Origin of the sequence: Streptococcus sp. 27098_8_99, from assembly GCF_041431935.1 — a bacterium.
Taxonomy (GTDB): domain Bacteria; phylum Bacillota; class Bacilli; order Lactobacillales; family Streptococcaceae; genus Streptococcus; species Streptococcus parasanguinis_D.
The window spans coordinates 68,513-94,435 of sequence record NZ_JAPVYQ010000008.1; the positions used below are offsets into that span (position 1 = coordinate 68,513).

18 protein-coding genes are annotated in these 25,923 nt (G+C 45.2%); 3 read left to right on the forward strand and 15 right to left on the reverse strand.

Going from position 1 to position 25,923, the window contains the following annotated elements:
- Positions 1–155: 155 nt before the first annotated feature.
- Together O3605_RS06230 and recJ are read right to left on the reverse strand one after the other, a co-directional pair.
- On the reverse strand, positions 156–749 hold the full coding sequence (locus tag O3605_RS06230; RefSeq protein WP_371585578.1) for a TipC family immunity protein: 594 nt from the start codon (positions 747–749) through the stop codon (positions 156–158).
- Positions 746–2,971, reverse strand: a complete 2,226-nt coding sequence (gene recJ / locus O3605_RS06235; protein WP_371585579.1) for a single-stranded-DNA-specific exonuclease RecJ — start codon at positions 2,969–2,971, stop codon at positions 746–748. Before recJ ends, O3605_RS06230 begins: the two co-directional genes overlap by 4 nt.
- 194 nt (positions 2,972–3,165) lie before the next feature.
- Between recJ and O3605_RS06240 the strand changes: the two genes are divergently transcribed.
- Positions 3,166–5,961 (forward strand): streptococcal pilin isopeptide linkage domain-containing protein, encoded by a 2,796-nt coding sequence (locus O3605_RS06240; RefSeq protein WP_371585580.1) that lies wholly within the window; start codon positions 3,166–3,168, stop codon positions 5,959–5,961.
- A 51-nt stretch (positions 5,962–6,012) separates the two neighbouring features.
- Here O3605_RS06240 and O3605_RS06245 read toward each other — a convergent pair whose 3' ends face one another.
- The 7 genes from O3605_RS06245 to miaA are packed head-to-tail and all read right to left on the reverse strand — an operon-like array spanning position 6,013 to position 11,570.
- Positions 6,013–6,417 carry a GNAT family N-acetyltransferase gene (locus O3605_RS06245; protein ID WP_371585582.1) on the reverse strand — a complete coding sequence of 135 codons (405 nt, stop codon included), beginning with the start codon at positions 6,415–6,417 and terminating at the stop codon, positions 6,013–6,015.
- A gap of 1 nt (position 6,418) precedes the next feature.
- Entirely contained in the window at positions 6,419–7,129 is a 711-nt protein-coding gene (locus O3605_RS06250; RefSeq protein WP_371585584.1) for a methyltransferase domain-containing protein, read from the reverse strand.
- A gap of 10 nt (positions 7,130–7,139) precedes the next feature.
- On the reverse strand, positions 7,140–7,895 hold the full coding sequence (locus O3605_RS06255; protein ID WP_049498007.1) for an SDR family NAD(P)-dependent oxidoreductase: 756 nt from the start codon (positions 7,893–7,895) through the stop codon (positions 7,140–7,142).
- 1 nt (position 7,896) lies between these two features.
- Complete coding sequence (gene rnz, locus O3605_RS06260) at positions 7,897–8,826, reverse strand: ribonuclease Z (RefSeq protein ID WP_014713571.1); 930 nt, start codon at positions 8,824–8,826, stop codon at positions 7,897–7,899.
- 3 nt (positions 8,827–8,829) lie between these two features.
- Complete coding sequence (locus O3605_RS06265) at positions 8,830–9,459, reverse strand: cystathionine beta-lyase (RefSeq protein WP_049498006.1); 630 nt, start codon at positions 9,457–9,459, stop codon at positions 8,830–8,832.
- Positions 9,443–10,690 (reverse strand): GTPase HflX, encoded by a 1,248-nt coding sequence (gene hflX, locus O3605_RS06270; protein WP_371585586.1) that lies wholly within the window; start codon positions 10,688–10,690, stop codon positions 9,443–9,445. Before hflX ends, O3605_RS06265 begins: the two co-directional genes overlap by 17 nt.
- Positions 10,683–11,570: a tRNA (adenosine(37)-N6)-dimethylallyltransferase MiaA gene (gene miaA, locus O3605_RS06275; RefSeq protein ID WP_371585588.1), complete on the reverse strand. Its 888-nt coding sequence runs from the start codon at positions 11,568–11,570 to the stop codon at positions 10,683–10,685. Before miaA ends, hflX begins: the two co-directional genes overlap by 8 nt.
- An 83-nt stretch (positions 11,571–11,653) precedes the next feature.
- On the opposite strand from miaA, the gene O3605_RS06280 reads away from it, so the two are divergent.
- Positions 11,654–11,824, forward strand: coding sequence for a DUF3042 family protein (locus O3605_RS06280; protein WP_003002781.1), 171 nt, complete (start codon positions 11,654–11,656; stop codon positions 11,822–11,824).
- A gap of 66 nt (positions 11,825–11,890) precedes the next feature.
- Here O3605_RS06280 and O3605_RS06285 read toward each other — a convergent pair whose 3' ends face one another.
- From O3605_RS06285 to rexB, 3 genes are read right to left on the reverse strand one after another with little or no spacing between them, the layout of a single operon-like run.
- Positions 11,891–12,208 (reverse strand): DUF4298 domain-containing protein, encoded by a 318-nt coding sequence (locus O3605_RS06285; protein ID WP_371585596.1) that lies wholly within the window; start codon positions 12,206–12,208, stop codon positions 11,891–11,893.
- A gap of 3 nt (positions 12,209–12,211) precedes the next feature.
- A complete protein-coding gene (gene addA, locus O3605_RS06290; protein ID WP_371585598.1) occupies positions 12,212–15,877 on the reverse strand; it encodes a helicase-exonuclease AddAB subunit AddA in 3,666 nt (1,221 codons plus the stop codon).
- Complete coding sequence (rexB, locus tag O3605_RS06295; RefSeq protein ID WP_371585590.1) at positions 15,874–19,140, reverse strand: ATP-dependent nuclease subunit B; 3,267 nt, start codon at positions 19,138–19,140, stop codon at positions 15,874–15,876. Before rexB ends, addA begins: the two co-directional genes overlap by 4 nt.
- Before the next feature lie 158 nt (positions 19,141–19,298).
- On the opposite strand from rexB, the gene O3605_RS06300 reads away from it, so the two are divergent.
- Positions 19,299–19,781, forward strand: a complete 483-nt coding sequence (locus tag O3605_RS06300; protein WP_371585592.1) for a glutathione peroxidase — start codon at positions 19,299–19,301, stop codon at positions 19,779–19,781.
- 314 nt (positions 19,782–20,095) lie between these two features.
- Here the strand turns inward: O3605_RS06300 and O3605_RS06305 are convergent, their stop codons facing one another.
- The 3 genes from O3605_RS06305 to O3605_RS06315 form a co-directional block, all read right to left on the reverse strand.
- On the reverse strand, positions 20,096–21,964 hold the full coding sequence (locus O3605_RS06305; RefSeq protein ID WP_315376804.1) for an ABC transporter ATP-binding protein: 1,869 nt from the start codon (positions 21,962–21,964) through the stop codon (positions 20,096–20,098).
- The gene (locus tag O3605_RS06310; protein ID WP_151191072.1) at positions 21,954–23,699 is read right to left on the reverse strand and encodes an ABC transporter ATP-binding protein; all 1,746 of its coding nucleotides are present in this window, start codon (positions 23,697–23,699) and stop codon (positions 21,954–21,956) included. The genes O3605_RS06305 and O3605_RS06310 overlap by 11 nt, the downstream gene beginning before the upstream one ends.
- A 393-nt stretch (positions 23,700–24,092) precedes the next feature.
- Positions 24,093–25,880, reverse strand: a complete 1,788-nt coding sequence (locus O3605_RS06315) for a glycerophosphodiester phosphodiesterase (protein WP_371585594.1) — start codon at positions 25,878–25,880, stop codon at positions 24,093–24,095.
- Positions 25,881–25,923 lie beyond the last annotated feature (43 nt).

Sequence of the window (25,923 nt, forward strand, 5' to 3'; positions counted from 1 at the left end):
AACTTTCTTTCATAAAAAATTTTTTACATTCCATTATATCATGAATTCCACTAACTTGCATCATTTTTTGCCAAATCATTTTCCCAAGCTCCCGCGTCAAAAGCAAAAATCCCACATCCGAAAAATGATGTGGGATTGAGTTCCAAAAAAACTTACTATTCTTCTATCAATTTATTGTACTCGATTTTCATATCACCTAAGTTTTTCAGGGAATAACGGGAACTTCCATTCTTAAACCAGGTACCAAGGATGTATTGCTCGGCAACCTTCTTACTTTGCTTTTTCAACCAAGCACGGTCTTTGCCATAGGCGGCAAGTTTCTCAAGGAGTTGCTGGTCTTTATAGATTTTGTTATCTGTTTCTAGATATACTTTTTCTTGCACTATAGCTTTTTTATGAGAGTCATAAACAAATCCAAATCCAATCATGGTTTTACTATCCAACTCATGATCATACAAATATAACCAATCAGAAGTTCCCTTAAATACTGTTACAGAAAGATGTTGCTTATCATCGACAATATTTTTGGAAAAAGAGAAAGTTTTATGTCCTTCACCCTCTTGAAAAGCATCATCACTTCCAATGATCTGCGTATAAGGCTTAAACATAACATAACGCATCCATCCACCATTTTCAGAGTAAACGATCTCCTCCATGGGATTTTTTAGGCTCAGGTAGATTCCCAACCAATAAAGAGCTAAAAGTAACACGGGGCTGAGCCATAGAAAATATTTTAGCTGTCTTTTCATGAGGCCTGACCTGTCAGATAGTCGTAGATTTCACGAACTGTTCCAAGGGCCATCAACTCCTGCTCTTTCACCGTTTGTTTGAGGTTTTGGTAGATGCTGCTTTCTGCGATTTCGCGTTTTTCTGCTTCTTTATTAACCTTCATGATGCCATTTTCAATGGTCACAAAGCCCAGTTCTTGGAAGATCTGAATCATTTTGACCAATAGGATCTGCTGGATCTTGAGATAGGCTGCTAGGTCTTTGAGTTTGTAGCGGACATCAAATTCCGGGTACTGGTAGATGGTCTTATAGAGCTTGGCATACTGGTCCCTGCTGCCGTATCCTGTCAGATAGTAGGCTTTGGCGATCTCATTTTTGAAATAGACGGCTTGGAAATCATGCTCTTGGAAGATTTGCCGTAGTCGCTCTAAATCCTCAGGGATATTTCCAACTACAACAGCGGGCTCGCCTGTCAGATCTGGCAGTTCTTGGGTAAAATCAAGAACAGGAACACCTGCGGGTAGGCTAGCATTTTTAGAGCGGATATTAAAGAGCTGCACGCCGTCCACACGCGCGTCAACCAGCATGAGCTGGAGAGTCGTTTGACCATTCCATTGGTTGACCGACAACCGCACAGCTAGCTCTAGGTCTTGCGCCTGTGCAAACTCTGCCTCTAAGATTCCCAAACCAAAGGCAACCACCTCAAAGGTCGCATCTTCTTGAGAAATTTTGAGTTTCAAATGGGTATTACCGGCTCCCATCGAGCGTGCCCCTTCTACCTTGAAATTACGGACCAGAAAGACTGGCTTTTTATTGTCCATGCCAAATGGACTCAAGCGATCAAAACTTTTCAAGGTCTCAAGCGTTAGTTCTGTTAGATGCAGTTCCTCGTCGATGGCTAAGCTAGACTTGCTGCTGAGATCAATCTCTTGTTCTGCAATGTAATCCGTAAGAACCTGAGACAGGGCAGGAAGTTGGTCCACTTCGAGCGTCATTCCTGCTGCACCAGCATGTCCTCCAAAGGCGACAAAGAGCGACCGGTGGGGATCGAGGGCCTCAAAGATATTGACCGACTCAGGACTCCGAGCGCTTCCTTTAGCACGCCCATCTTCGATGTTTAAAACAACTACTGGCTGATGAAGCTCTTCCAATAAACGACCAGCTACAATGCCAAGAACCCCAGGATTCCAACCTTCTTTGGCCAAGACTTGGGCGGACAAACTTGGATCGACCATAGTTTTGGCTTCGTCATAGATAGCTTGGACGATCTCTTTTCGTTCTTCATTCTTTTGATGAATCATGAGGGCAATCTCGTGCGCCTCTTCATCGTCAAATCCTGTTAGGAGTTCGACGGCTGGATTAGGGTCATCGAGGCGGCCAAGGGCATTGAGACGAGGAGCAATCTGAAAACCAACCGTTTCTTCATTGACATCCTCCGGACGAATCCCTGCGATCTCCAAGAGCTCCTGCAAGCCCATGCGCTGAGTATGTTGGAGAACACCCAGACCGTATTTGACCAGAATCCGATTCTCATCAGTCAGGCTCACCATGTCAGCAATGGTTCCAATTGCGACTAAATCTAAGAGATCAACCGGCACTTCCTCTAGGAGGGCACAAGCTAACTTAAAGGCCACCCCACAGCCTGCTAGATAATGGAAGGGATAATCCGCATCTGGATGCTCTGGATGAATGATCGCATATGCATCCGGTAAAACCTCTGGCATGGAGTGGTGGTCGGTCACGATGACATCAACCCCCATCGCTTGAGCCATGGCAATGGCTTGATTGCCTGCCACACCATTGTCCACCGTGACAATCAGGGAAATGCCTTGCTGCTCGATAAAGTATTTATAGACACTCTCATTGGGACCGTAGCCGTCTGTGAAGCGGTTGGGTAGGTAGACTTGCACCTCTGCACCCATCTGCTCCAAGGTTTCCTTCATAATGGAGGCCGAAGTCATCCCATCCGCATCATAGTCTCCGTAGATGAGGATCTGCTCATAATCTTCGATGGCCCGTCGGATGCGCTCCACTGCCTTGTCCATATCATGGAGCAAATAAGGGTCGTGTAGCTTCTCAAGCTTGGGCTCTAAAAAGTCTTCTAAATCCTCTTTGGTCTGAATGCCACGCTCATACAGCAAGGTTGCTACGGATGCTTCCAGGCCTGCTTTTTTGGCAAGGACTAAAAAGGCCTCATCTGCATTTGGCGAAGCTAACTGCCAATCGTATTTTGAAGTGATCATCTAGCTTTTGGTCTCCTCTTTTTCTTATCTGAATATTATATCATGAAAGCCGAAAATGGCGGGAAATAAACGATTTTTTTGGTATAAAATCATTATGACAAAACAGTATAATAAAATAGTGCTTTTTCTTTGACTTTATTACTATATATTAGTACAATGGACTTGTTTGGTAATACTAAAAATTAGGAGGAATTATGAAAAAACCAATTTTAGTTGTTTTTTCATTGCTAGCTGCTGTGCTTTTTCTGTTTGTAGCAGGAAGTAAAGTAACACAAGCAAAAGAATTAACAACCCAAGTAAAGATAACCCAAGCAAAATTGGACGGAGATCAAATCTCTTACCACTGGGAAATCGGAACTGGCGTAGAAATAGGTGATACCTTTAAAATTTCTATGCCAGAAGACGTCAAATTCGCTTCTTCTGCCTTCAATTCAATGAAGAATGAGAAGGGAGAAGAGATCGCAACTGGTAAAGTCTCAGACGACGGAAAGACCCTAACCATCACCTTTGTTAAAGGTGGAAATAAAGGGGCTGAAGGAAATGTCTCCTTCTATTACAAATGGGATAAAGACAATACGACCGGAAAAGATCAAGAACGAACGATTAAAATCGGTACCGAATCTGTTATCGTTAAACGTTCTGGACAAGGCCCAGTTCCATTATTGCTCCCAATTAAAAAGTACAATTCTGGTGCTACTGATAATACTAATTTACAACATGCACAGAAGATCTGGGGACCAACAGGAATTCCTGACTGGAGAGATACTTTAACAGTAACGGATGAACAAGCAGATGGTTTTTTAACTTGGCATATCTCAGTAAATAATGCTGTCGATAAACAAGCACCTGCATCAAGTATCGTCTTTACTGACCAAATGCCTAACCTTCCAGCACTTGATTTTAGTCGTATTAAATCTACTAAAGGACAAGATGTTGCTCAATACTTCAAGGGAGGAACTTACCTTCCTGCTTCATTTGACCTAAAGGTAAATGGAAAAACTTTTGTTGCCAATGGAATCCCAATGGCTGGCCTTGGGTTAGAACCATATATTGAGTGGACTGAACACGGATTTAAACTTGATCTAACTAAGATTAGTGACCAATTTAAAAATGCATCAACAGATGAAATTACTCTTTCTTACCAAACACTGTTGCAACATGCTGATCAAATTAAGAGTGTTACTAATGTAGCTAGCCTTAAAAGTGATCAACACCAAGAAAGTGTTTCAAAAGAAAACACTTGGGTGAATAAAGCCGCCTCAGCCGATGCTAAAGTTTTCAATAGCGAACCAACTATTAGCCCGGTTTCAGCAAATCTTGTTGTTAAAAAAGCTTTCGAAGTAGCTGGTGATCAGGAACATAAACAAGTTCCAATCACAGAAGGTCAATTTGAGTTTGTCTTGAAAGATGAAAATAATACGGTAGTTGAAACTGCTAAAAATAAAGCAGATGGCACTGTCAACTTCAAGTCTCTAACCTTCAATAAGGAAGGTAGCTATACATACACTATCACTGAAAACAAGGGTACGGATGCTACTATCAACTATAGTACACAAAGTATCACGGCTACTGTCGATGTGAAAAAAGAAAACGACAAACTCGTCGCTACTGTCACTTACTCAGGTGGAGATGCTGAGAAAGGTGATACGTTTACAAATACGAAAACACCTCCAACTCCTGTTCCTCCAACAGTGAAACCAACGTCAGCTCAATTCAAGGCTAAAAAAGTATTGGCGATCAATGGTTCGAGCGATCGTACATTGAAAGCAAATGAGTTTACTTTCCTTCTCAAGGATCAAGCTGGTACGCTCATTGATACCAAGACAAATGGTGAGAATGGGGATATTCTCTTCAATCCAGTAAGCTTTAATGAAGCTGGTACGTTCACGTACACAATTGTTGAACAAAAACCAGCTACACCAGAATCAGCTATTACTTATGATGAAACTGTTCACACTGTAACAGTAACTGTTACAAAAGACGAAAATGGACAATTGAATGCGGATGTGCAATACGACGGTAAAAAGGATACTCCTACTTTCACCAACACGTACACACCTCCGACACCTCCAACTCCAAGTGAAAAACAAATTACCACAAGCAAGATTTTAGAAGGTCGTGACCTTCAAGGTGGTGAATTTAGCTTTAACCTCTTGGACGAAAATGGAACTGTTCTTCAAACAAAACAAAATGCTGCAGATGGTACAGTGACATTTGATGCGATCGCCTACACGGAAGCGATGATTGGTACTCATAAATATACCATTAAAGAAGTCGTACCAGCTGATAAGGCAAACATCCAGTACGACGAAGGTCAAGTGGATGTCACAGTTACTGTCACAAAAGATGAAGCGTCAAATGCTATCCAAGCAGTCGTTGCTTATGGAGATAAGAAAACCTTTATCAACAAGGTTATTCCACCAACTCCACCAACAATTGATATTCCTGAACTGAAACTCTACACCCTTAAGGTTCGTAAAGTGGATGAAAAGGGTAATTACCTAGCCGGTGCAGTATTTGGACTCTTTGAAGCAGATGGTGTGACATCTGTTGCAAATCCTTATGGACAAGGCCAAGCGCAAGCAATTTCTGGTCAAGATGGACTTGCAAGCTTTGTTGGATTTGAAGCGAAAGATTACGTGATCAAAGAGCTCTCTGCTCCTAGCGGTTACCAACTTTCAAATGAAGTCATCAAAGTTTCTGTAAGCGACTATGTTGCTGCTGCAAACCTTGTTGTTGATAAAGGAAACGTGGTAAATAGACTTCTTCCACCACCACCATCAACAGATAAACCGAAAACATCAACACCTCCATCATCCAATGGAGATAAGCCTAGTGAAAAACCTAAATCTAGTGACAAGCCTAAAGAAGGTAAACGATCTCTTCCGTCAACAGGAACTGCTGATCATTTAGGACTTCTTGCAACTGGTATGACATTAATCGCTACAGCTATTGCTTCTATGAAACTTAAGAAGAAAGAAGACTACTAAGAAACATGAAAGATCTAGTCAAACGTGACTAGATCTTTTTCTTGTATGATATTAATTTTTATAAATCATCCCTGTACAGGCTTGCTCGGAAAGTTCGACAAAGCCGAGAGACTTGTAAAAGGCTAGATTTTTCTCGCTACGTTCAGTAGCAAGGAGCCGTTGATAGACATTTGGGAAGGTCGCTAAAGCCTCTGTTAAGAGTTTCTTTCCAATGCCTTTGCGCTGGTGATCTGGTCTTACCAAAAGGTCCTGCACAAAAATAACCGAGTGACCATCACCTACCAAGCGAATGTAGGCGACGAGCTCTTTCTCATCATAGACGGCCAACTGCCAGAGACTGGCTTTGACAGCTTGTTCCAGCATAGCTGGGTTGTTGGTATAATTGGTCCAGCCGACTGAGCTATAGAGTGCGAGTAAGTCTGCTAACGCTGGAATTTCTTGTTTGTAATGTACCATCTTAACTCCTTTTTAAGGTATAGTGCTGGAAGAAGGCGATATCCCGGTAAGGCGGCTCTTGGCAAACGGCTAGCTCCATCTTAAGCATAGACTCTCGCCAGCCTTCTTGACCCTTGAAGCGATTGTCCTGCAAGGCATAAAAGACTCGAATTCCTTGGTAGTCCTGAACTTCAAGGGCTAGATCTTCCACTGCTCTATCGAGATCATAGGCCTGAGCCAAGCCCATGGAGTGGGTTTCCAAGTCCTGACCTGCTAAGAGATCAAGCGCCTTCTGGGTATCATTTTCAAAGACGACGGTCTGTAGGACGCGGCCAACTTCATTGTGCTTGACGATAGAGAGCAGACCACCTGGTTTCAAGAGGCGGGTGAATTCCTTGAGAATCACCTTGCGATCCTCTACATACTCCAGGACATTGTGGCTGAGGATGACATCAAAGCTGGCATTTTCAAGGCTTGCTAACTGATCCAAACTTCCAACCAGTTGCTGATAGGGATGGTCCTGGGCCCGCAAGGCCACCATTTCCTCATTGGGTTCTACAGCAAGGACGTCATTGTCTTGCGCCAGGTGGTTGGCTACAAGGCCGAAGCCACTGCCAAAATCAAGCACGCGCTTGCCTTTGATGTCTTTTAATTGGTCAAAAAGAATGTCATAATAGATCTGTCCCCAAGGTTGCTGGAGATTTTCTAAATAGACTTGAATATTTGCTGCCATCTAACTCCCCCTATTTGAAGTTAAACATCTTGCTGGCTAACGTGTCCGAAATACGTGGGAAAAGGGTATAGAGCTTGTGGGTCAGGTTCAAGAGCCAAGGCAGATTGAGCTCACGTTTTGCTTTTCCAAAGTTCTTCACGATCTTCTTAGCCACAAAGTCTGGTTCCAAAATATAGCGATCCACAGCTTTGACATAGCTTCCGTCTGGGTCTGCCTGATCAAAGAAAGTGGTCCGAATGGGGCCTGGATTGACCGTCGTCACATGGACACCAAAGGGCATGAGTTCTAGCCGCAGGGCATTGGAGAAGCCAATGGACGCAAACTTAGTAGCCGAATAAAGGCTGGATTTGGCAGTTGCAACGAGACCCGCCATGCTGACGATGTTGACGATGTGCCCCTTGCCTGCTTCCTTCATGTGCGCACCCATCAAACGTGAAAGCTGCATGAGGGCAAAGGTATTGACTTCAAACATCTCCCGCACCTGCTGGTCAGAAATGCGATCGAAGGCCTCAAAAATCCCATAGCCTGCATTGTTGACCAAGATATCGATCTGCCCGTAGCGCTGATAGAGCTCTTCTACCAAATCTTGGACGGCTGAGGAATCAGTGATATCGATCCCGATGCATTCAGCTTGAGGATGACTGGCATAGAGCTTTTCCAGTTTTTCTTGATTTCTGCCTAGGAGAATCAGCCGATCTTCAGGGAGGAGCTTGACCATTTCTTGGGCCAAACCTCCACTTGCTCCTGTTATGAGAATGGTTCGCATCTTAGATCTCCACTTCTTCCAAATCTTTGACCACATAGACATTTTCAAAAATGCTGGACGCATCCTTGCGCAATTGGCTGATATCTTTTGATAAGAAGCGAGCACTGATGTGGTTCAAAAGAAGGCGCTTGGCTCCAGCTTCACGCGCCACTTCTGCTGCCTGCATATTGGTCGAGTGACCGTGTTTCTTAGCAATCTTCTCATCGCCCTTGCCATAGGTAGACTCATGGACGAGGACATCCGCATTGACCCCAAGGCGGACGCTGGCATCAGTCTTTCTGGTATCTCCAAGGATCGTGATAATCTTACCAGGCCGAGGGGCTGAAATATAATCCGCAGCAATGATCTTAGTCCCATCTTCCAGGGTGACATCTTGTCCATTTTTGACCTGGCCAAAGAGCGGACCAAATGGAACGCCCGCTGCCTTCAGCTTGTCAGCGTCGAGCGTCCCTTCCAAGTCCTTCTGCATGATCCGGTAACCCACACAGAAAATGGTGTGGTCCAAAGCCTCCGCATAAACCGTAAATTTATCGGTTTCTAAAATCTTACCTAGAGAATGTTCATCGAATTCATGAAAATGAATGCGGTAAGGCAGGCGAGATCCTGATACGCGAAGACTGGTCATGACAAAGGATTTGATGCCTGCTGGACCATAAATATCCAGATCCGTCTGCTCTTCATTGGCCTGAAAGGCCCGACTAGAGAGGAAACCTGGCAAACCAAAAATATGGTCTCCGTGTAAGTGAGTGATAAAGATCTTGCTAACCTTTCGCGGACGAATGGTCGTTTCTAAAATTTGATTCTGTGTCGCTTCGCCACAATCAAAGAGCCAGACTTCATTGATCTCGTCCAGCAATTTGAGCGCTAGGCTCGATACATTACGGGCTTTTGAGGGTTGCCCAGCTCCCGTTCCTAAAAATTGAATGTCCATTGTCTACTTTCTATCTATATAAATCATGGCCGTCCGGTTCTCTGAACGGAAAGAAAGGTTACCTGGGTAGGCTTGCGCTAGCTCGAGGAGCTCTTCTTGGTTATATCCTGACAGTTTCAAGCGTCCATCGTTCAAAGTCATCAAGTCAGTCAGGGCTGAAAGGGCTTCTGTTTTAGAGACCACTTCTGGTTCAGCCTCTTGCAAGCAGATCTTGCCATCTTTTTCAAAGACCAAGCAATGCGGAAAGATCTCTGCGATTTCAAATAAAATGGCGGGAGTGATAGCCTCTGCTGGATGTTCAGCAAAGACACAGGCTAGCTCTTCATTTACGTAAGCCAAGCCATAAGACTTACCTGATAAGTTGAGGCGGATAAAGGGCTTTCGTTCATCAAAGGTTTGCTGAACTGTGAATAAGTCAAATACCCGACTCAAGTCCAAGAAATAATCCATGGCCTCTTTGGGGCTCTTCTTTTGGTAGAGCTCGGCGAAATAGGCATTGATCACACTTGGGGGAGGCGTAATCACACGGAGACGCAATTCCTCAGGGATCGTGCTTAAAAGATTGGTCAGATAGACCCGATCGAGGCTGGTATAGCCTCCATATTTTATTGCTAAATTAACGTAATCCGTCATAAAATTCTTCCAACTTCCACTTATTTTTCTCTGCTATATGGCCTTGAATGACCTCGACATCCTCTTCAAATTCGCGCTGGTCAATGATCGCTACTGTTTCTAGATCATGTGTCCGATAAGATTTTGAAAAAGGAACGCGAATGGTAAAGGGAACAAAGAGTTCTCTCAATTTTTCTAGAAGCAAAGCCTGGAGATCTTCACGGGCTGTCTCAGAGCGCGCTGAAATCAAGCTAAAAGGTGTCTGGGTTGGTGTAAAGTCTGCTACTTTATCTGCTTTGTTGTAAAGCGTCAAGCGAGGGATCTCCAGCATATCCAGGTCCTTCATGATCGAAAGCACCGTCTTTTCATGCTCTTCATGATTGGGATCAGACGCATCGATGACATGGACCAGAAGGTCTACATTCTTACTTTCTTCCAAGGTCGACTTAAAGCTCGATACCAGCTCTGTTGGTAGATCTTGGATAAAGCCAACCGTATCGGTCAGCGTCACTTGCAGATTGCCTGTTAGGTGGATGCTCTTGGTTGTGGCGTCCAAGGTCGCAAAGAGTTCATCGGCTTCATACTGGCTCTTACTGGTCAACTGATTCATAATGGTCGATTTTCCTGCATTGGTATAGCCGATCAAACCAATCTTAAAGACAGGTGATTCCAAGCGTTTTTCACGAAGGGTTTCCCGGTTCTTTTCAACTGCCTTGAGCTGACGCTCAATATCGGTGATTTGATTGCGAACGCTCCGGCGGTTCAACTCCAACTGACTTTCCCCTGGACCGCGAGAACCAATTCCTCCAGCCTGACGGCTGAGCATGATCCCTTGACCGACAAGGCGTGGCAAAAGGTATTTGAGCTGGGCCAAGTGCACTTGCAGCTTGCCTTCATGACTCCTAGCCCGCATAGCAAAGATATCTAAAATCAGCTGCATCCGGTCAATGACCTTGACCCCAAGGATTTCTTCTAAGTTGACATTTTGACGGGGGGTCAGGCGATTATTGACCACTACCGTCGTAATCTCATCTGCTTCGACCATTTGAGCGATTTCTTCGAGTTTTCCTGAGCCGACAAAGGTCTTGGTATCGTATTTCTCCCGCTTTTGTGTATAAGAGCCCCGGACATCTCCACCAGCTGTTTTAGCCAGGCTTGCCAACTCCTCCATAGACATGTCAAAATTGTCCATGCCTTGAAGTTCCACACCGACCAAAAGGATGCGTTCTTGTTTTTTTTCTGTTTCAATCATGCTGTAAAAACTCCTTTACATCTGCAAGAACCTGCTTCTTGAAGTGGGGGGCAGAAATGGCGTAAAATTTTACTTCCATCCGATTTCGAAACCAGGTCAGCTGCCGTTTGGCAAAACGACGCGTATTGCGCTTGAGGATCTCACTGGCTTCCTCAAGGCTCTGTTCTCCCTTAAAGTAAGGAAAGAGTTCCTTGTAACCAATGCCTTTAGCTGCCTGAACTTCCGGATGGTCATCATAGAGCCACCGAGCTTCATCCAGCAAGCCCTCCTCTAGCATGCGATCTACTCGGCGATTGATGCGATCATAGATCAAGGACCGTTCATCATCTAGACAGATGAGATAGGGTTCATAATCGGTCTCTTCGTTTGCGAGGTCCTGCCCAAAATGCGCAATTTCAAGAGCCCGCATGGCCCGACGGCGATTGAGTTGAGGAATCACAAGTCCTTGCTCCGCCACTCTTTGGTACAAGTCTTCGTCCGACAGCACGTCTAATTGAGCGCGATAGGCCAGAATCTCTTCATGAGGAACTTCACCACCTAGATGATAACCTTCGAGCAGACTTTGGATGTAAAGACCTGTCCCACCTGCAATGATAGGAAGCTTGCCTCGAGCTGTGATCTCTTCAATCGCAGTCTTAGCTTCTCTTACAAAATCAAAAGCCGAGTAAGACTCGGTCACCTCCCGCACATCGATCAAATGATGGGGAGCTGCAGCTTGCTCTTCTGGTGTCGCCTTGGCTGTTCCAATATCCAGCTTGCGATAGACTTGTTGACTATCGCCACTGATAATTTCACCATTGAGGGCTTGTGCTAAATCGATCGCAAGAGCTGTTTTTCCAACAGCAGTCGGTCCCACAATCACAATTATCTTGGTTTTCATCGTTTTTCCTTGCAAAATTCACGTTTTTTCGTTACCATATATTATAACATAAATATTTAAAGTTCAGAAAAGGAGAAATTCTCATGGCTAAAGGATTTGGTAAAGGTTTTGTTACTGGTGTTGCTGGTACAGTTGCTGCTGTCGCAGGTGCAGTTTACACATTCAAGAAAAAAGTAATCGAACCAGAAGAACAAAAAGCAGCTTTCATCGAAGAAAACCGCAAAAAAGCAGCACGTCGCCGTGTCTCACACTAATCATTCAAAAAGCTCCGGGAAACCGGAGCTTTTTTTGTGTTGTTCAGAGAAGTTTAGATTGAAATTTCACCGTTCTTTGATCATCTTCGTTGCGATCTCCAAGAGCTCCACTCCCATCTGAAAATGCTCGTCTAACAAATCATAGACAGCATCTTCGGACAAGACACCACAAGGTAGATCTGCTGGAAAGCCAGCTTGATTGGACAAGTCCAAATCATCAAAATAGGCCTGACTACTATAATAATCGCGCAGTTGGATATAGCTTTCTTGATGCTCTCTTAGCTGATCCACTGCTTTTTTGGTTTCTTCCAAAGTTTTGGCATAGTCATTCAAATAACCTTCCATTTTTTGGATCCGTTTAATTTTGTCCTGTTCAATTGCCATCATTTACTCCACTTTCACCACTTCTAGATGGGGGCCACCTAAAAGCACGAGGTATTTTTCAACTTGCTCTTTGCCATAAGAACGACGAAGAGCTTCTGCATAGAGATCGAGCTGATCCCGGTAGCGTTCGACCAATTGACTAGGGACCTTGTAGTGATCCGTCTTGTAATCAAAAAGTAGGATCCGGTCTTCTAGCACCACGTAACCATCCAGGATCCCCCGCACGACAAAGTCCTCACCACTGGCTGGATCTTTCTTCAGCATGGCAAAGGGAGCTTCGCGCCGGACTCGAGAGGCTTCTTTTTGAAGCAAGGTCCCCAAAGGCGTCTCATAGAAAGCAAGGATGGCCTCTAGCTTGATGCGGGCTTTGACTGCTGGCTCTGCTTGAACTTGCTCCAAGGCTTGATGCAGCGTATCCAGCGAGATTTCTTCTCCAAGAGGCACGCGCTGCATGAGTTCATGGACGGCACTACCGACCTGGGCTCCTGTCACGGCCTTTTCTTGACCAAAAGTTGGAAGCTCAAACTCAGGCGTCACAGTCTTTGCATCCATAATTTGGACACCATTGGCATCCATGACCGGCTCGTAGAATTTCTTGATCTGACTAGGAGTACGGACACTTGGTAAATGAATGGCCGGAGCATAGAGCTGATTGAGCCGATCAACATTTTCCAAGATATCCAAGGCCCGACGAATATCCTCTGACTGACGGATATCCTTGAGCTGATCAAGCCGGGAATCCTTCTTCTTCTCTAGTGGTTCCAGCTGATCTGGTGTCAGGTCTTCGTCTGTCACAAAACGTGTGTCATAAGCCAGGGTATTCTTGGTAAACACATCTTGAATCGCAAAGAGCCAGTCCTGATATGAGGTCCATGCTTTTCGTTTTTCCGGATCTAGCTTGCCATTGCGACTGGTCCCCCAATCGGTATCACGCAGTTTGTCCTCCCGGCCTTTTCCGATCAGATAAAGCTTGAGCTCGGCCCGTGTCATCGCAACATATAGAAGACGCATCTGCTCAGAAATGGTGGCCAATTTTGTTTCTTCCACATTTCGTTGGTAGCAAGGCGTTTCGATCTGCAGGCGAATGGATTCTGGAGCAGCTGGATTCTCTGTCTCAACCGGCAGGTTGGCAATATATTTAAAGCCAATCCCTTTTTGACGACTGAGAATAATCGGCCCCGATTGATCCTTACGGTTAAAAGCCTTGTCCATATTGAGAATAAAGACATACTTGAATTCCAGCCCCTTACTCTTATGGACGGTCATGAGCTGGACGGCATCTTTTGGAGCCGCAAGAGGGACGCTAGCCAAATCGTGTTCATTTTCGATCACCTTATCAATCATGGCAATGAAGCGCGACAAGCCCTTAAAGCCGGCCTTCTCATAATCATTGGCCCGAAGCATCAAGGCATAGAGATTGGCCTGGCGCTGGGCCCCATTTGGAAGGGCGCCGACATAGTCATAGTAATAGCGATCCTCATAGATTTTCCACAGCAAATCATAGAGCGAAGAGGTCTTAGCAGCAGCCCGCCAAGTAGATAAAACCTTGAGGAAGTTCTCGATTTTAGCTGAGAGCTTGGCATCAACCAACCGTGCATGCTCTGCAGTTTTCTCAAGGGCTAACTGGACCTTGTGGTAGAAGGGCATTTGCTTTTGCTCTGGAAGGGTCTGCAAGGAAATCCGTGCCAATTCATCTTCATCAAAGTCAAACATGGGGGATTTCATGAGAGCAACCAAGGGATAATCATGCAAGGGATTGTTAATGGTCCGCAAGGTATCCAACATGACCATCACTTCCAGTGACTCAAGATAATGCGCCTGTCCGCTATCTGCCACAATCGGGATACGATACTGGTCAAAGGCTTCCAGAATCGCATCATTTCGCGTTCGAGTCGCCGTTAAGAGCGTGATGTCTTTAAAAGGCACTTTTTCCACCCGATGGAGACGTAAAATTTCTTTGATGACCAGGAGAATTTCTCCCTTGGAAATGGTCTCGACTCCAAGGGGAGCTTCCTCGTCTTCGGCCCGTTCTTCCTGGTCTTGACTGCCATCATAGAGCAAAAATTCGGCCCGATGTTGTGGCAAGGCCATCCGCTGCTTGTCGCTTCCTGCAACCAGATAGTGGGTTTGATTGTAGTCAATCTCTCCTACATCTTCATCCATCAAATGGCGAAAGACATCATTGGTCGCGTCCAATACCTCCACATGACTCCGGAAATTTTCCTTGAGGAGAATCAACCGCCCTTTCGCCCCTTCTTCTTGGTAAGCCTTAAATTTATCATTGAAAATCTGTGGATCTGCCTGACGGAAGCGATAAATCGATTGCTTGATATCCCCCACCATGAAGCGATTGTGGCCATTTGACAGCAAATCCAACATCCGCTCTTGGGTGTGGTTGGTATCCTGGTACTCATCGACCATGACCTCATGATAACGCTCTTGAAAGGCTTGTCTCACCTCTGGGAATTGCTCTAAAATTTGAATGGCAAAATGACTGATATCCCCAAATTCATAAGCTTTTTCTTGGATTTTTCGCTCCAGATAAGCGCGAGCAAAGTCTCTGATAAAGTCCCGGAGCAAGGAGAGCATGGGGCCTTCTTCTTGGTGGTAGGCTTGTTGAAATTCCAGCTGATAGAGCTGATTTTCCAAGTCTCTGAGGCGGTTGATATGTATGGTTTTATCCTGGTTATAAGCCGTGACTAACTCTTTCAACTCTTCTTTTCGGGCTCTGTTGGTCAAGGCTCCCCCATTTGAAGCCCGACTAATCGCCACGACTGCCTTTAGGACAGAGGTCAGTTGCGCTTTATTGGTGCGACCTGTCAGGCTTCCAATCTGATCGAGCACTTCTTGCACGGCTTCCAAATACTTGGCTTTGCCAAATGCTTGGCCTTCATTGGACAAATGGAAGGCAAAAAAGCTCTCTGCCTCATAGAGGGCCTGCTGGATGCTCTCCATCAGAGCACCTTCAACCAGCTCAAAATCAGTTTCCTCATAGCCTTTTAGGAAATGCTCCTCCAACCATTTCTCCGGATCACTGGTCGACTGAAGAAAGTCATAGATCTGGTAGACTTGCTCCTTAAACAAGGATAAATTTTTGCGTTGCCCTGTGAAATTCTTGACCATCTGGACAAAGGCTTCTTGGTTTTCTCCTTGGTAATAGCGGTCAAAAACAGTCTGAAAGACTTCATTTTGCAAGAGACGCTGCTCACTGGCATTTTGTAAAATCCGAAACTGGGGTGCCAATCCAAGCAAATAGCCATAGCGCGTTAGGACCTTTTGGGTAAAGGAGTCCATGGTCCCGATATCGCTCGTTGCGACATCTGCGATTTGACGGGCCAGGTGTTGCTTGAGTTCTGGGTCATCGCTCGCTTGCAGGGCTTTTCCAAGTTCACTTTCCAGACGCTCCTTGAGCTCTCCTGCTGCCTTGACCGTAAAGGTCGAGATAAAGAGCTCCTTAATCGAAATGCCTCGCTGGATCTGATCCAAAATCCTTTGCACCATGACAAAGGTCTTCCCCGAACCAGCAGAAGCCGACACCAAGATATTAGTCCCAGAACTATATATGGCATCGATCTGTTCTGCTGTTCGCTTTTGCTCTTTGGTAGAGGCTGCCTCTTGGGCCTGAAGGGCCTTGATTTCATCTCTTGTCAAAAATGCTTGTTTGATCATTTGTTCAAGACCTCCTTCATCTTCTCGATCCAAGCGGCTTTCACCTTTTCACCGCGTATTCCTTTTTGGTCTAGTTTGGTCAAGAACCGTGCCTGACCGAGGTGACGATCGGCTTCAAAGCCTGTGATGGATTTAAACTGCTCCACATATGGTGCGATATTACGCCCATTTTCACTATAGGGATTGATGGCAAATTGCCCCTTGAGAATCCCTTCTGCTGCTGTTTTATAGAGATAAGCGTTGTACAAGAGGAGCAGCTCCAGCTCTTCCTTACTCAGCATCATGGCCTTGTTCTTATCATAGGCCTCGCCCAGATAAGACGCCTGATCTGCCATAAAGAGCCCCTTGTACTGTTGACTTTTCATAGTTTGATTGATGGCGTCCTCGACTGTCCTAGTCTTTTTCAGATCCACTAAGGGATCTCCCATTTCCAAATACATGGCTCCGAAAATCCCTTGCTCCGCTTGGTATTCCTTCAGATCCTGAATGGCAGAGAGATAGGTTGGCAATTGAGAATTCAGACCATTAAAGAACTTGTCATAGTGGAATTGCGTCAAGCTCGACTTGTAATCCACAACGCCAAGAGCTCCTTGTTCTCGTAATTTGTCAATCCGGTCCACCTTGCCTCGTAGCTGCAGGAGACGGCCATCAGACAAAGGATAAGAGGTATGGGCGCTCCCTCCAAAGAGGGTCTCCTCACCAATGGTCTCGATGCCATTTTGCTGGGCGAGGACACGCCCCGTTGTTTTAGCGGTATCAAGAAGCAAGTTTCGAATAAACTCGGTCTCTCCATTTTCTCCATACAATTGCTGGAACTCTGCTTCTTGGCTGGTTTCTCGAATCGCCTCGCTTAAGCGCTGATCAAAAGCTTGATCGGAGCTGTCTTTTAAGACTTTTTCAAAGATTCGGTGCAAGAAATTCCCATGACTGCGAGCGTCTGGCCGGATCGTCTCATCTTCTTGTAAGCCCAAGACATAGCGCAGATAAAAGGCATACTGGTGCTTGTAGTATTCATTCAAGGCAGAAGCAGATAAAGTCAAGGCTTTGCCCTCTGGATAGAGCGCTTGAAGCGTATCCGACTGGAGCTGGCGACTCTTCAATTCCGTTGAAATTTGAGGAATCTGGATGCCTTCAGCGGCCAATTTCTTTCGCAAGACCCGCACGGCCACACCCCAAAAGCTGGCTTCTTCAGGAGACAACTCACTCGTAATTTCTTCTTGATGGAGTTCGATCACGCGCGCTAAGAGGGCTCGGTAGGTCCCGATATCATCACTCGAAGCTTGGGCTTGTTTGGTCTTCCACTCGATGGCAATAGGCTCCTTGGCCAATTCTAGAAGATAAGGAGAGACACTATCTTCCGTTTCATTCACCAAGCTAGGGGCCGATAGGACCAACTGCTTGGTCGCTGCATTGAGTAACGAAACCGCCACAAAGCGATTCTTCTTGAGATTTTCGCTGGTCACCACCTGGAGCTCTGCTCCTTCTTGGGTGGCCTCATTGAGCTGCTGACGCTCTTCTTCACTGAGAAGCGAGGTATTCTGCGCGATCTTGGGAAAACGTTCCTGGGTCAGCCCGATCGCGTAGACATAAGGTGCTGTCAAGGGTTCAATCAAGTCATAGGACTGAACCATCACCACATCGACAGTAGCAGGAACTGTCCGGTATTGAGACAATTGCATCCCCGATAAGAGGAGGGCCAAAAAGTCATCCACTGTCAGCTCTTGGTCCTCAAAAACCAGATTCAATTCTTCTAAGACGTGGAGGAAAGCCTTCCAGACCTGGTCATAGCGCTCCTGCTCTTCCAAAGCTAGATCCTTGATCAAAGCTTGTAAATTCTGAGAAAGCTGAGCCTCTTGCAGAAACTCTGTAAAGGCCATTAAGAGATGGGTCACCTTTTGTTTGCGCTGTGAAAAGAAAGGAGCTAAAGGTTCTGCGACGCGTTCCCGGAGAGTATTGAGCCCTTCCAAATTAAACTTACCCTGACGATTGCTGGTAAAAGGCTTGTGAAATTTTGCAGCCCCCTTTACTTCCGCAAAGCGAAGGTACTGCTCAAAAGAATCGACTTCTTCTTGGGTCAAGTCACTATACAGACTCGTTTTCAATAGATTGATGACGTCTTCGGTCTGGTAATTGAACTGCTTGATCCGCCACAAGGATTCAATGACCTGAATCAAGGGATGATGGACCATGGCTTCGCTTCGTCCCAAGTAAAAGGGTATCTGATACTGATCAAAAATGGTCTTGAGTTGCAGTTGATAAGCTTCTACATCGCCTAGCAAGACCCGAATATCCCGATAGCGTGCCCCATCATGAAGGCGCTGACGGATGGATTTAGCAACAAATTCCAACTCTTCTTTTTGTGTATTGGTTTGCCAGAGTTGAACAGCAGTTCGATCTTGGTTCTCCAGTTCATCTTCCACTTGTGAAAAATCGTAACGCGCTTCTAACATGCGGGTCATGCGACTAAAGGAGTCTTCGATCGCTTGCCCACAATACTGAGGCTGTACCTCAAAAGTCTTTGCCAGCTGAAGGAGAAAGTCAACACTGGCTTGGTAAAGATTGCCCTCTCTAAAGCTTGCCCGATAGGCTTTTTCACTGGCATAGACTCCGATGACAATCTCCACTCCTTTTCGGTGAAGGAGACCAATCAAGGCCTCTTCTTCCGCAGAAAAACGCGTGAAGCCATCGACGACGATCGCCACATCCTTTAATTGCTCCTCTAAGTGCCCTGCTTCGACCTGATTGAGGAAAACGGCCATCTTGGACTGGGATTCATACTGATGCTGGACCAGCATCTCAGAGACCGCTTCAAAAATCGCCAAGAGGTCCTCTCTTTTTTCAGCTTCCCCGAGCAACTCCAAATCTGTAAAATCCATCTGGGCTGTCTGTAATTCATGGTAGAGCTGAACCAGTTGCTGGATAAACTGAGGATCCTTGCGCAGGGCTCCGTAAACTTTAAGATCCTGGTCCTTCATGTGAGAAAGAGCTTTAAAAAATAATATGCCTAGTCCGATGTCATCTAAGGCTTGCTCCTCAAAAACCTGATTCAGGATGAAATAACGGGCCATTTGAGCAAAGCGCGTAACGGTTATGGTAAAAGAAGCCTGACCTTCTAAATAGGACAAGACCTTGGCTTCTTTTTCAAAGGAAAGAGAGTTAGGTGCAATGTAAAACACACGCTTGCCATCTTCTACTAACCTTACGGCTTCTTGCGTCAGGACCTGGGTCAAGGGGGTCCGAACATCCGTATAGAGTAATTTCATCCGATCCGTTCTCCTTTTAGCACTTTCTTGAGAGCTTTTATCTTCTTATTATATCATTTTCACAAGTGGGACTAAAGCAAGAAGTCATGGTCCTCTTGGCCCAATTTTAGGATATTTGTGCTACAATTAAAGATGAAAAGACAGAAAGGATAACACCTATGACCAGCATTTATGATTTTTCTTTAGAAAACCAACAAGGGGAAGAAATTTCTCTTTCCCACTACCAAGGTAAAGTCCTTATCGTGGTCAATACAGCAACAGGCTGTGGCTTGACCCCGCAATACCAAGGACTGCAAGATCTCTACCTGCGCTACAAGGAAAAAGGGCTGGAAATCCTAGACATCCCTTGTAACCAATTCATGGGACAAGCTCCAGGAACTGCAGAAGAAATCAATAGCTTCTGTAGCCTCAACTACCAGACCACCTTCCCACGATTCGCTAAAGCCAAGGTCAATGGTAAAGAAGCCCTTCCTCTTTATGACTGGCTCAAAAGCCAAGCAGCTGGACCACTGGGCAAACGCATTGAATGGAACTTCGCAAAATTTGTCATCGACCGACAAGGCCAAGTCGCCCAACGCTTCTCCTCCAAAACAGAACCAGCTGCTATGGAAGACTTAATCCAAGAATTACTTGAAAAATAAGCAAAAAAGCTTGAGCGCTGGCTCAGGCTTTTTTTATGTAGACAAACTATTTAGAAATAAGTTAAGCGATTCTGCAAAAAATAAAATGAGTTCTAATTTTTAAAATGAATCAAGAAAATACCAAAACTTTCCGCCGTGAGAAAAGTGCCTGAAACAATAAAGATTCAGGCACTCGGAATTATTGAGACCTTAGGCTCAATAATTAGTCATGGAACTTCTTCGAAGTTCGCTGACGTCCGTACTCACCTAAGGAAAGTTTTTAAGATGACTTTGTCTTCAATCTATGCCTGAGCCAACGCTCAAGCTTTTTTGGTTTAATCAATCTCAAGTCCACCGGTGTACAAACGGTGATAGGTTCCTTTTTCTGCCATCAAGGAAGCATGGTTGCCTCGCTCGATGATGCGTCCATGGTCCATCACCATGATGACATCGGAATTGACAATCGTCGACAGACGGTGGGCAATGACAAAGACAGTCCGACCTTCCATCAAGCGGTCCATCCCTTCTTGCACCATCTTCTCTGTCCGAGAGTCAATGGAAGACGTCGCTTCGTCCAGAATCAAGACTGGCGCATTGGCAAGGGCTGCACGGGCAATGGCGATCAATTGTCGTTGACCATTTGATAGGCCAGCCCCATCATCTGTCAAGACTGTCTCATAGCCCTGATCCAAGTGCTTGACAAAGGAATCCACATTGGCAATCCGAGCCGCTTCAAGGATTTCTTCCCGTGTTGCATCAGCACGGCCGTAAGCGATGTTTTCCGCAATCGTACCAGTGAATAAGTGGGTATCTTGAAGAACGATTCCGAGGGAACGACGCAGAGAATCTTTCTCAATCAATTTAATATCGATCCCATCATAAGTAATCATTCCGGATTGGATGTCATAGAAGCGGTTGATCAAGTTGGTGATGGTTGTCTTTCCTGCACCAGTCGCTCCGACAAAGGCCACTTTTTGGCCCTTATCCGCATACAAGTTGATGCCATGAAGGATTTGTTTTTTTCCATCATAAGAGAAATCAACATCATCAAAGACCACATTTCCGACCATCTTGACAAGCTGATAATCCCCATTTGGACGTGGGTGTTTCCAAGCCCATTTGTTGGTTTTCTGATCGGTTTCGACCATTTCTCCATCGACCAGTTCATAATTGACCAGCGTCACTTTTCCTTGGTCGACTTCTTCTTCTTCGTCCAAAAGATCAAAGACACGATCTCCACCAGCCAAGGCCATGAGGACAAAGTTTAATTGTTGAGAGACCTGGGCAATCGGACCTGTGAAGGAACGGTTCAATTGCAGAAAGGCCATAAGACCACCAATGGTTAAACCACCGACGCCGTTTAGCGCAAAGAGTCCCCCGATCAAGGCTGTCAGAACAAAGGAAACATTTCCCAAGTTCCCAAGAATTGGCATGAGGACATTGGCATAGCGGTTGGCTTGGTAAGAGGATTCAAAGAGTTGATCATTGATGCGGTCAAAATCCTCAATGCTTTCTCTTTCATGCACAAAGGCCTTGACCACTTTTTGACCAGACATCATTTCTTCAATAAAGCCGTTCTCAATCCCCAAGTTCTTTTGTTGGGCCCCGAAGTAACGACCTGACTTGCCAGAAACATCCTTGATGATAAAGACCATGACGATAACCATGAAGAGAACAATCAAGAACAAGAGTGGACTAACCGTCAGCATGGTAATCGTTACCCCAAGGATGGTAATCGCTGAGGATAAGAGTTGAGGAATGGATTGTTCAATCGCTTGGCGAAGAGCATCAATATCATTGGTATAGATAGACATGATGTCCCCGTGTTGGTGGGTATCAAAGTAACGAACGGGCAGTTTTTGCATGCGAGCAAACAACTGATTTCGAAGACTTCTAAGTGAGTCTTGTGAAACAGTCGCCATGATCAGGGTAAAGCCATAATTGGCAAGTACCCCGATCAAACAGATCAAACCAACTCGTGTTAAGAAGGACAAGAGCGGTCCAAAATCATGGCTGTTGCTTGTCAGCATGGGCTCCACATAGACATCGACCAAGGACTGAATCGAAGCTGTTACATTGACCGTAGCAAGAGACGATAGAATGATTAAGATAAAGGAAACAATCAAGGATACCTTGTAGTTTTTCCAAAGGAAGTCGAGCAGGCGAAGGATAGAGCCTAGATTTGCTTTTTTCTTAGTTTTCATCTGCTTCTCCTTTCCCTTGTGTTTGCATTTCATATACTTCTTGGTAGATGGCATTGGTCGCAAGCAATTCCTCGTGACGACCGATCGCATCGATTTGGCCATCATTCATCACGATAATGCGATCTGCATCTTGAATAGAGGAAATCCGTTGACCAATGATGATTTTGGTAGTCTCTTTCAAGCTGGTTGCCAATCCTTGACGGATCAAACTATCCGTCTTGGTATCAACCGCAGACGTCGAATCATCCAAGATCAAGATCTTCGGATTCATGAGAAGGGCACGCGCGATACAAAGACGCTGGCGTTGACCACCAGAGACGTTGGATCCCCCACGCTCAATCATGGTGTCATAACCCTCTTTGAAATCTTGAATAAATTCATCGGCTTGGGCAATCTTACAAGCTGCAATGATCTCTTCATCCGTCGCATCCTTATTTCCCCAGCGCATATTTTCTTTAATCGTACCAGAGAAAAGGACATTGGTCTGAAGAACCATGGCCACTTGCTTACGAAGGGAATCAAGATCGTATTCTTTGACATCGTGGCCTGCTACTGTCACCCGACCAGACTCAACATCATAAAGACGAGGAATCAACTGAACCAAGCTTGATTTCCCTGATCCTGTTCCTCCCAAGATACCAATCACTTCCCCTGAACGAATAGAAAGATTAATCCCTTGTAAGACATGGGTCTTGTCGCCATTTTCATCGGTATAAGCAAAGGTCACATCCTCAAAGTTGATCGAACCATCAGCGACTTCTTTGATCCCATTTTCTGGAGAGTCAATCGTCGTTTTGGTCGTCAAGACTTCATTGATCCGCTCGACAGAGGCCATGGAAATCGACAACATGACAAAGATCATCATAAACATCATGAGCGACATGAGAATGGTCATGGTGTAGCTAAACATAGAAGTCAGATTCCCAGTGGAGAGTTGGCCACCAACGATCAGATGAGCCCCAATCCAAGAGATCAAAAGGAAAGAAGCATACATGGAAAGCATCATAGCTGGGCTACTCAAGACAACGATACGGATAGCCTTCATAAACATGTTATAAATCCGGCGTGAAGCTTTTTTGAATTTAACGGTTTCATCTGCTTCCTTAACGTAGGACTTCACCACTCGCATATTGGTGATGTTTTCCTGAATGCTGTTGTTGAGATTGTCATAAGCTTCAAATACTTCTGTAAAGAGCGGATACACAATCTTCATAATGATGCTTAAGACCGCTGCCAAAAAGATGGTCACATAGACAAAGATCATGGCCATTTCCGGATTGATCAAGAAACAAGCCACAATGGCAAAGATCAAATTGAGCGGTGCCCGCACACAGATCCGGATCACCATTTGATAAGCATTTTGCACATTGGTCACATCCGTCATCATCCGAGTAACCAGACCACCAGATGAGAACTGATCAATATTCTCAAATGAGAAGGTTTGAACCTTTTTGAAAATAGCCCGACGAAGGTTTTTGGCAAAACCAGCCGATGCATAGGCGCCATAACGGGCAGACTGCATCCCACAAAAGAGGGAGAGAAAGGCACAGACCAGCATGAGCCCACCGTAAAACAAAATATTGTTCATGTTTCTTTGTTGAACACCCTGGTCCAAAAGACTCGCCATGACAAAGGGAATCGAAATCTCAAACATGACTTCAAAGACCATGAACAAGGAAGCCAAAATCGAGGGCTTCTTAAATTCTTTGATCTCGGAAATTAAGGATCGAATCATTATTACCTCCAATGTTATTCATACTTTTTCCTGCGGTAGAAGCAAATCTTATTTCCACCGAAAATAGGTCAAAACACACAAAATTCCCTGAGGGAAAGACCCTAGGGATTACGCGTTTTTTATAGTCTTCATTGTAACCTAAATTGCAAAAAAATGCAAGATTTTTAGACAGCATCCGTTTTTCTGTTTATCTAGTACAAAAGAGGCTGGGACAAAAGTCCTAGCCTCTCAATTGTTTTTGATTGTCGAGCAAGACGCAGTGGCTGAGTGGGCTCTACTACGCTGATTTTATCAGCTTTTACAGCCCTACTCAACTGTGCGGAGGTGGGACGACGAAATCGAATTCTAACGAATGACCGATTTCTGTCCCACTCTCTCTATGCGTATCCTGTCTTATTCTTCCTTAGACGTAGCGACGAGATTCAAGAAGCGATCAAAGTAGGACTTGTTTTCTTTCAAATCCTTTTTCAGTCTTTGCGCCTCTGTCAATTCATCCGTAATCAAGCCATCAATGGGTTGTTGCAAATACTTGGTCAACTTTTGCTTGTCATTGATGGTCCAGACATAGAGCTCTTTTTTCATCTCATGGGCCTGAGTTACCAAATTCTTTTGATAAGAAAAGTCTTCAATGGCAAAAAAGTCAACTGAGACCTTTTCAAAGCGACCGAATTGAATAGGAATGACATAGCCGGTCTTGATCTCAGGGGCTTTTTTCTCGACTTTTTCCATGACCGACAGATCCAAAGACATAGCCGGATAGTCTTTTTCGACCCCTAAGTCCCGCATCTTCTGCACAAAGAGATCCACATAATTAGGAGGCTCTCCACCATGAGACTTAAGCTCAACCAAGAGCTTCATCTTCAATTCTTTGGCACGCTTGACATATTCCTCAAATGAAGGGATATGACTCGTGTGACCATCCTGTTGAATCTTGAGGCCTTGCACCTCAGCTAGGGTCATGTCTTTCACATCCTTGTCCACCCCAGCAAGGCGCTTGAGATTGTAATCATGCATGACGACAAATTGATGGTCCTTAGTGAGAAGGATATCCATCTCCGCATAAGCTGCCTTTTCCTTGGCTGCTGCTTCTAAGGCTTCCAGGGAATTTTCTACCCCTTTGGAGACATCCCCTCGATGGGCGATGAGCTTGACCTGGTCATTCACCTTTAAGGTTGCCAGTTCAAAGGCTGAGATCCCCGATTGGACCATGAGAAAGATCACTGTCAGAGCAAAGAGCCCCTTCATCTTTCGACTGCCTTTCGAGCGCATGACCGATCGGCTCGGTACTTCCCATGCAGAATCCAAGATAATGCCGAGCGACCCCACCTTTGTCAAGACTGTAAAAATGAATAGGAAGGTCCGAATCAAGACCAAAAAGATGGTCACCACCCAGAAATACTGGCCTTCTTTATCGATCACGGTCAAGGTAAAGACCAAACCCAAGATCAATAAAATCCCTAGAAAGGTTAAGAGAAACTCAAAGGACAGAATCCTCCATAAGAGACGAAAACCTCCTCTTTTAGTCATAGTCCAGCTTTTTTTCAAGGCACGACCAAATGGCAACTCCTCTACCACGAGGTTGGGAACCGTATAGATCAAGCGAAGATTAAGATAGATAAAGGTCAGCTGCACCACAAAGAGCCCGATGGAGCCAATCGTGGTCTTTTCAAACTCACCTGTGATAAAGGTTGGAATATAAAGCCCATCCGTCAATGTCGATCCTATCAAGACACCTGCAACAGGCAAGGTCAAAAGGAGATAGAGCAGAAAATAAAGCAGATTCCTTCCCGCTAGGTCCTTCAAGCGACCAAATGATTGCCGCAAGACCTTTTTAAAGGACAAGTGTTGGTCGGTTCGCGATAGGTAAATGACCGAAATCAGGGTCCGCATCTCCAGCATAAACAAGAAAGCAAAGACCATGATAAAGACCAAAAGAGCCAGCAAGCTCAAGGGATGGCTCATAACAGAGACAAGGTTGTTCTTATCGATATTAGCCTGACCCGCAAGCAAGACTGCCAGATGAAAGAGCCAAGTCAAGGCCGCAGCCCCAATACCAACCACAAATTGTAGCAAAATTCCAATCGCAATAAAGGACCATTTGTTGCGCCAGATCAAATAAAAGGCCCCCTTTAAGTCTTGCCAGTAAGTCCGTCTCATCTCAATCCCTTTCCTTTCTTTCATTCCCCTAGAATAGCGGAAAAGCCTCCCCTTGTCAATGCGTTTC

Coding starts and splice junctions, on each gene's coding strand:
- O3605_RS06230 (WP_371585578.1), bottom strand. CDS start 749: ATGAAAAGACAGCTAAAATATTTTCTATGGCTCAGCCCCGTGTTACTT.
- recJ (WP_371585579.1), bottom strand. CDS start 2,971: ATGATCACTTCAAAATACGATTGGCAGTTAGCTTCGCCAAATGCAGAT.
- O3605_RS06240 (WP_371585580.1), top strand. CDS start 3,166: ATGAAAAAACCAATTTTAGTTGTTTTTTCATTGCTAGCTGCTGTGCTT.
- O3605_RS06245 (WP_371585582.1), bottom strand. CDS start 6,417: ATGGTACATTACAAACAAGAAATTCCAGCGTTAGCAGACTTACTCGCA.
- O3605_RS06250 (WP_371585584.1), bottom strand. CDS start 7,129: ATGGCAGCAAATATTCAAGTCTATTTAGAAAATCTCCAGCAACCTTGG.
- O3605_RS06255 (WP_049498007.1), bottom strand. CDS start 7,895: ATGCGAACCATTCTCATAACAGGAGCAAGTGGAGGTTTGGCCCAAGAA.
- rnz (WP_014713571.1), bottom strand. CDS start 8,826: ATGGACATTCAATTTTTAGGAACGGGAGCTGGGCAACCCTCAAAAGCC.
- O3605_RS06265 (WP_049498006.1), bottom strand. CDS start 9,459: ATGACGGATTACGTTAATTTAGCAATAAAATATGGAGGCTATACCAGC.
- hflX (WP_371585586.1), bottom strand. CDS start 10,690: ATGATTGAAACAGAAAAAAAACAAGAACGCATCCTTTTGGTCGGTGTG.
- miaA (WP_371585588.1), bottom strand. CDS start 11,570: ATGAAAACCAAGATAATTGTGATTGTGGGACCGACTGCTGTTGGAAAA.
- O3605_RS06280 (WP_003002781.1), top strand. CDS start 11,654: ATGGCTAAAGGATTTGGTAAAGGTTTTGTTACTGGTGTTGCTGGTACA.
- O3605_RS06285 (WP_371585596.1), bottom strand. CDS start 12,208: ATGGCAATTGAACAGGACAAAATTAAACGGATCCAAAAAATGGAAGGT.
- addA (WP_371585598.1), bottom strand. CDS start 15,877: ATGATCAAACAAGCATTTTTGACAAGAGATGAAATCAAGGCCCTTCAG.
- rexB (WP_371585590.1), bottom strand. CDS start 19,140: ATGAAATTACTCTATACGGATGTTCGGACCCCCTTGACCCAGGTCCTG.
- O3605_RS06300 (WP_371585592.1), top strand. CDS start 19,299: ATGACCAGCATTTATGATTTTTCTTTAGAAAACCAACAAGGGGAAGAA.
- O3605_RS06305 (WP_315376804.1), bottom strand. CDS start 21,964: ATGAAAACTAAGAAAAAAGCAAATCTAGGCTCTATCCTTCGCCTGCTC.
- O3605_RS06310 (WP_151191072.1), bottom strand. CDS start 23,699: ATGATTCGATCCTTAATTTCCGAGATCAAAGAATTTAAGAAGCCCTCG.
- O3605_RS06315 (WP_371585594.1), bottom strand. CDS start 25,880: ATGAAAGAAAGGAAAGGGATTGAGATGAGACGGACTTACTGGCAAGAC.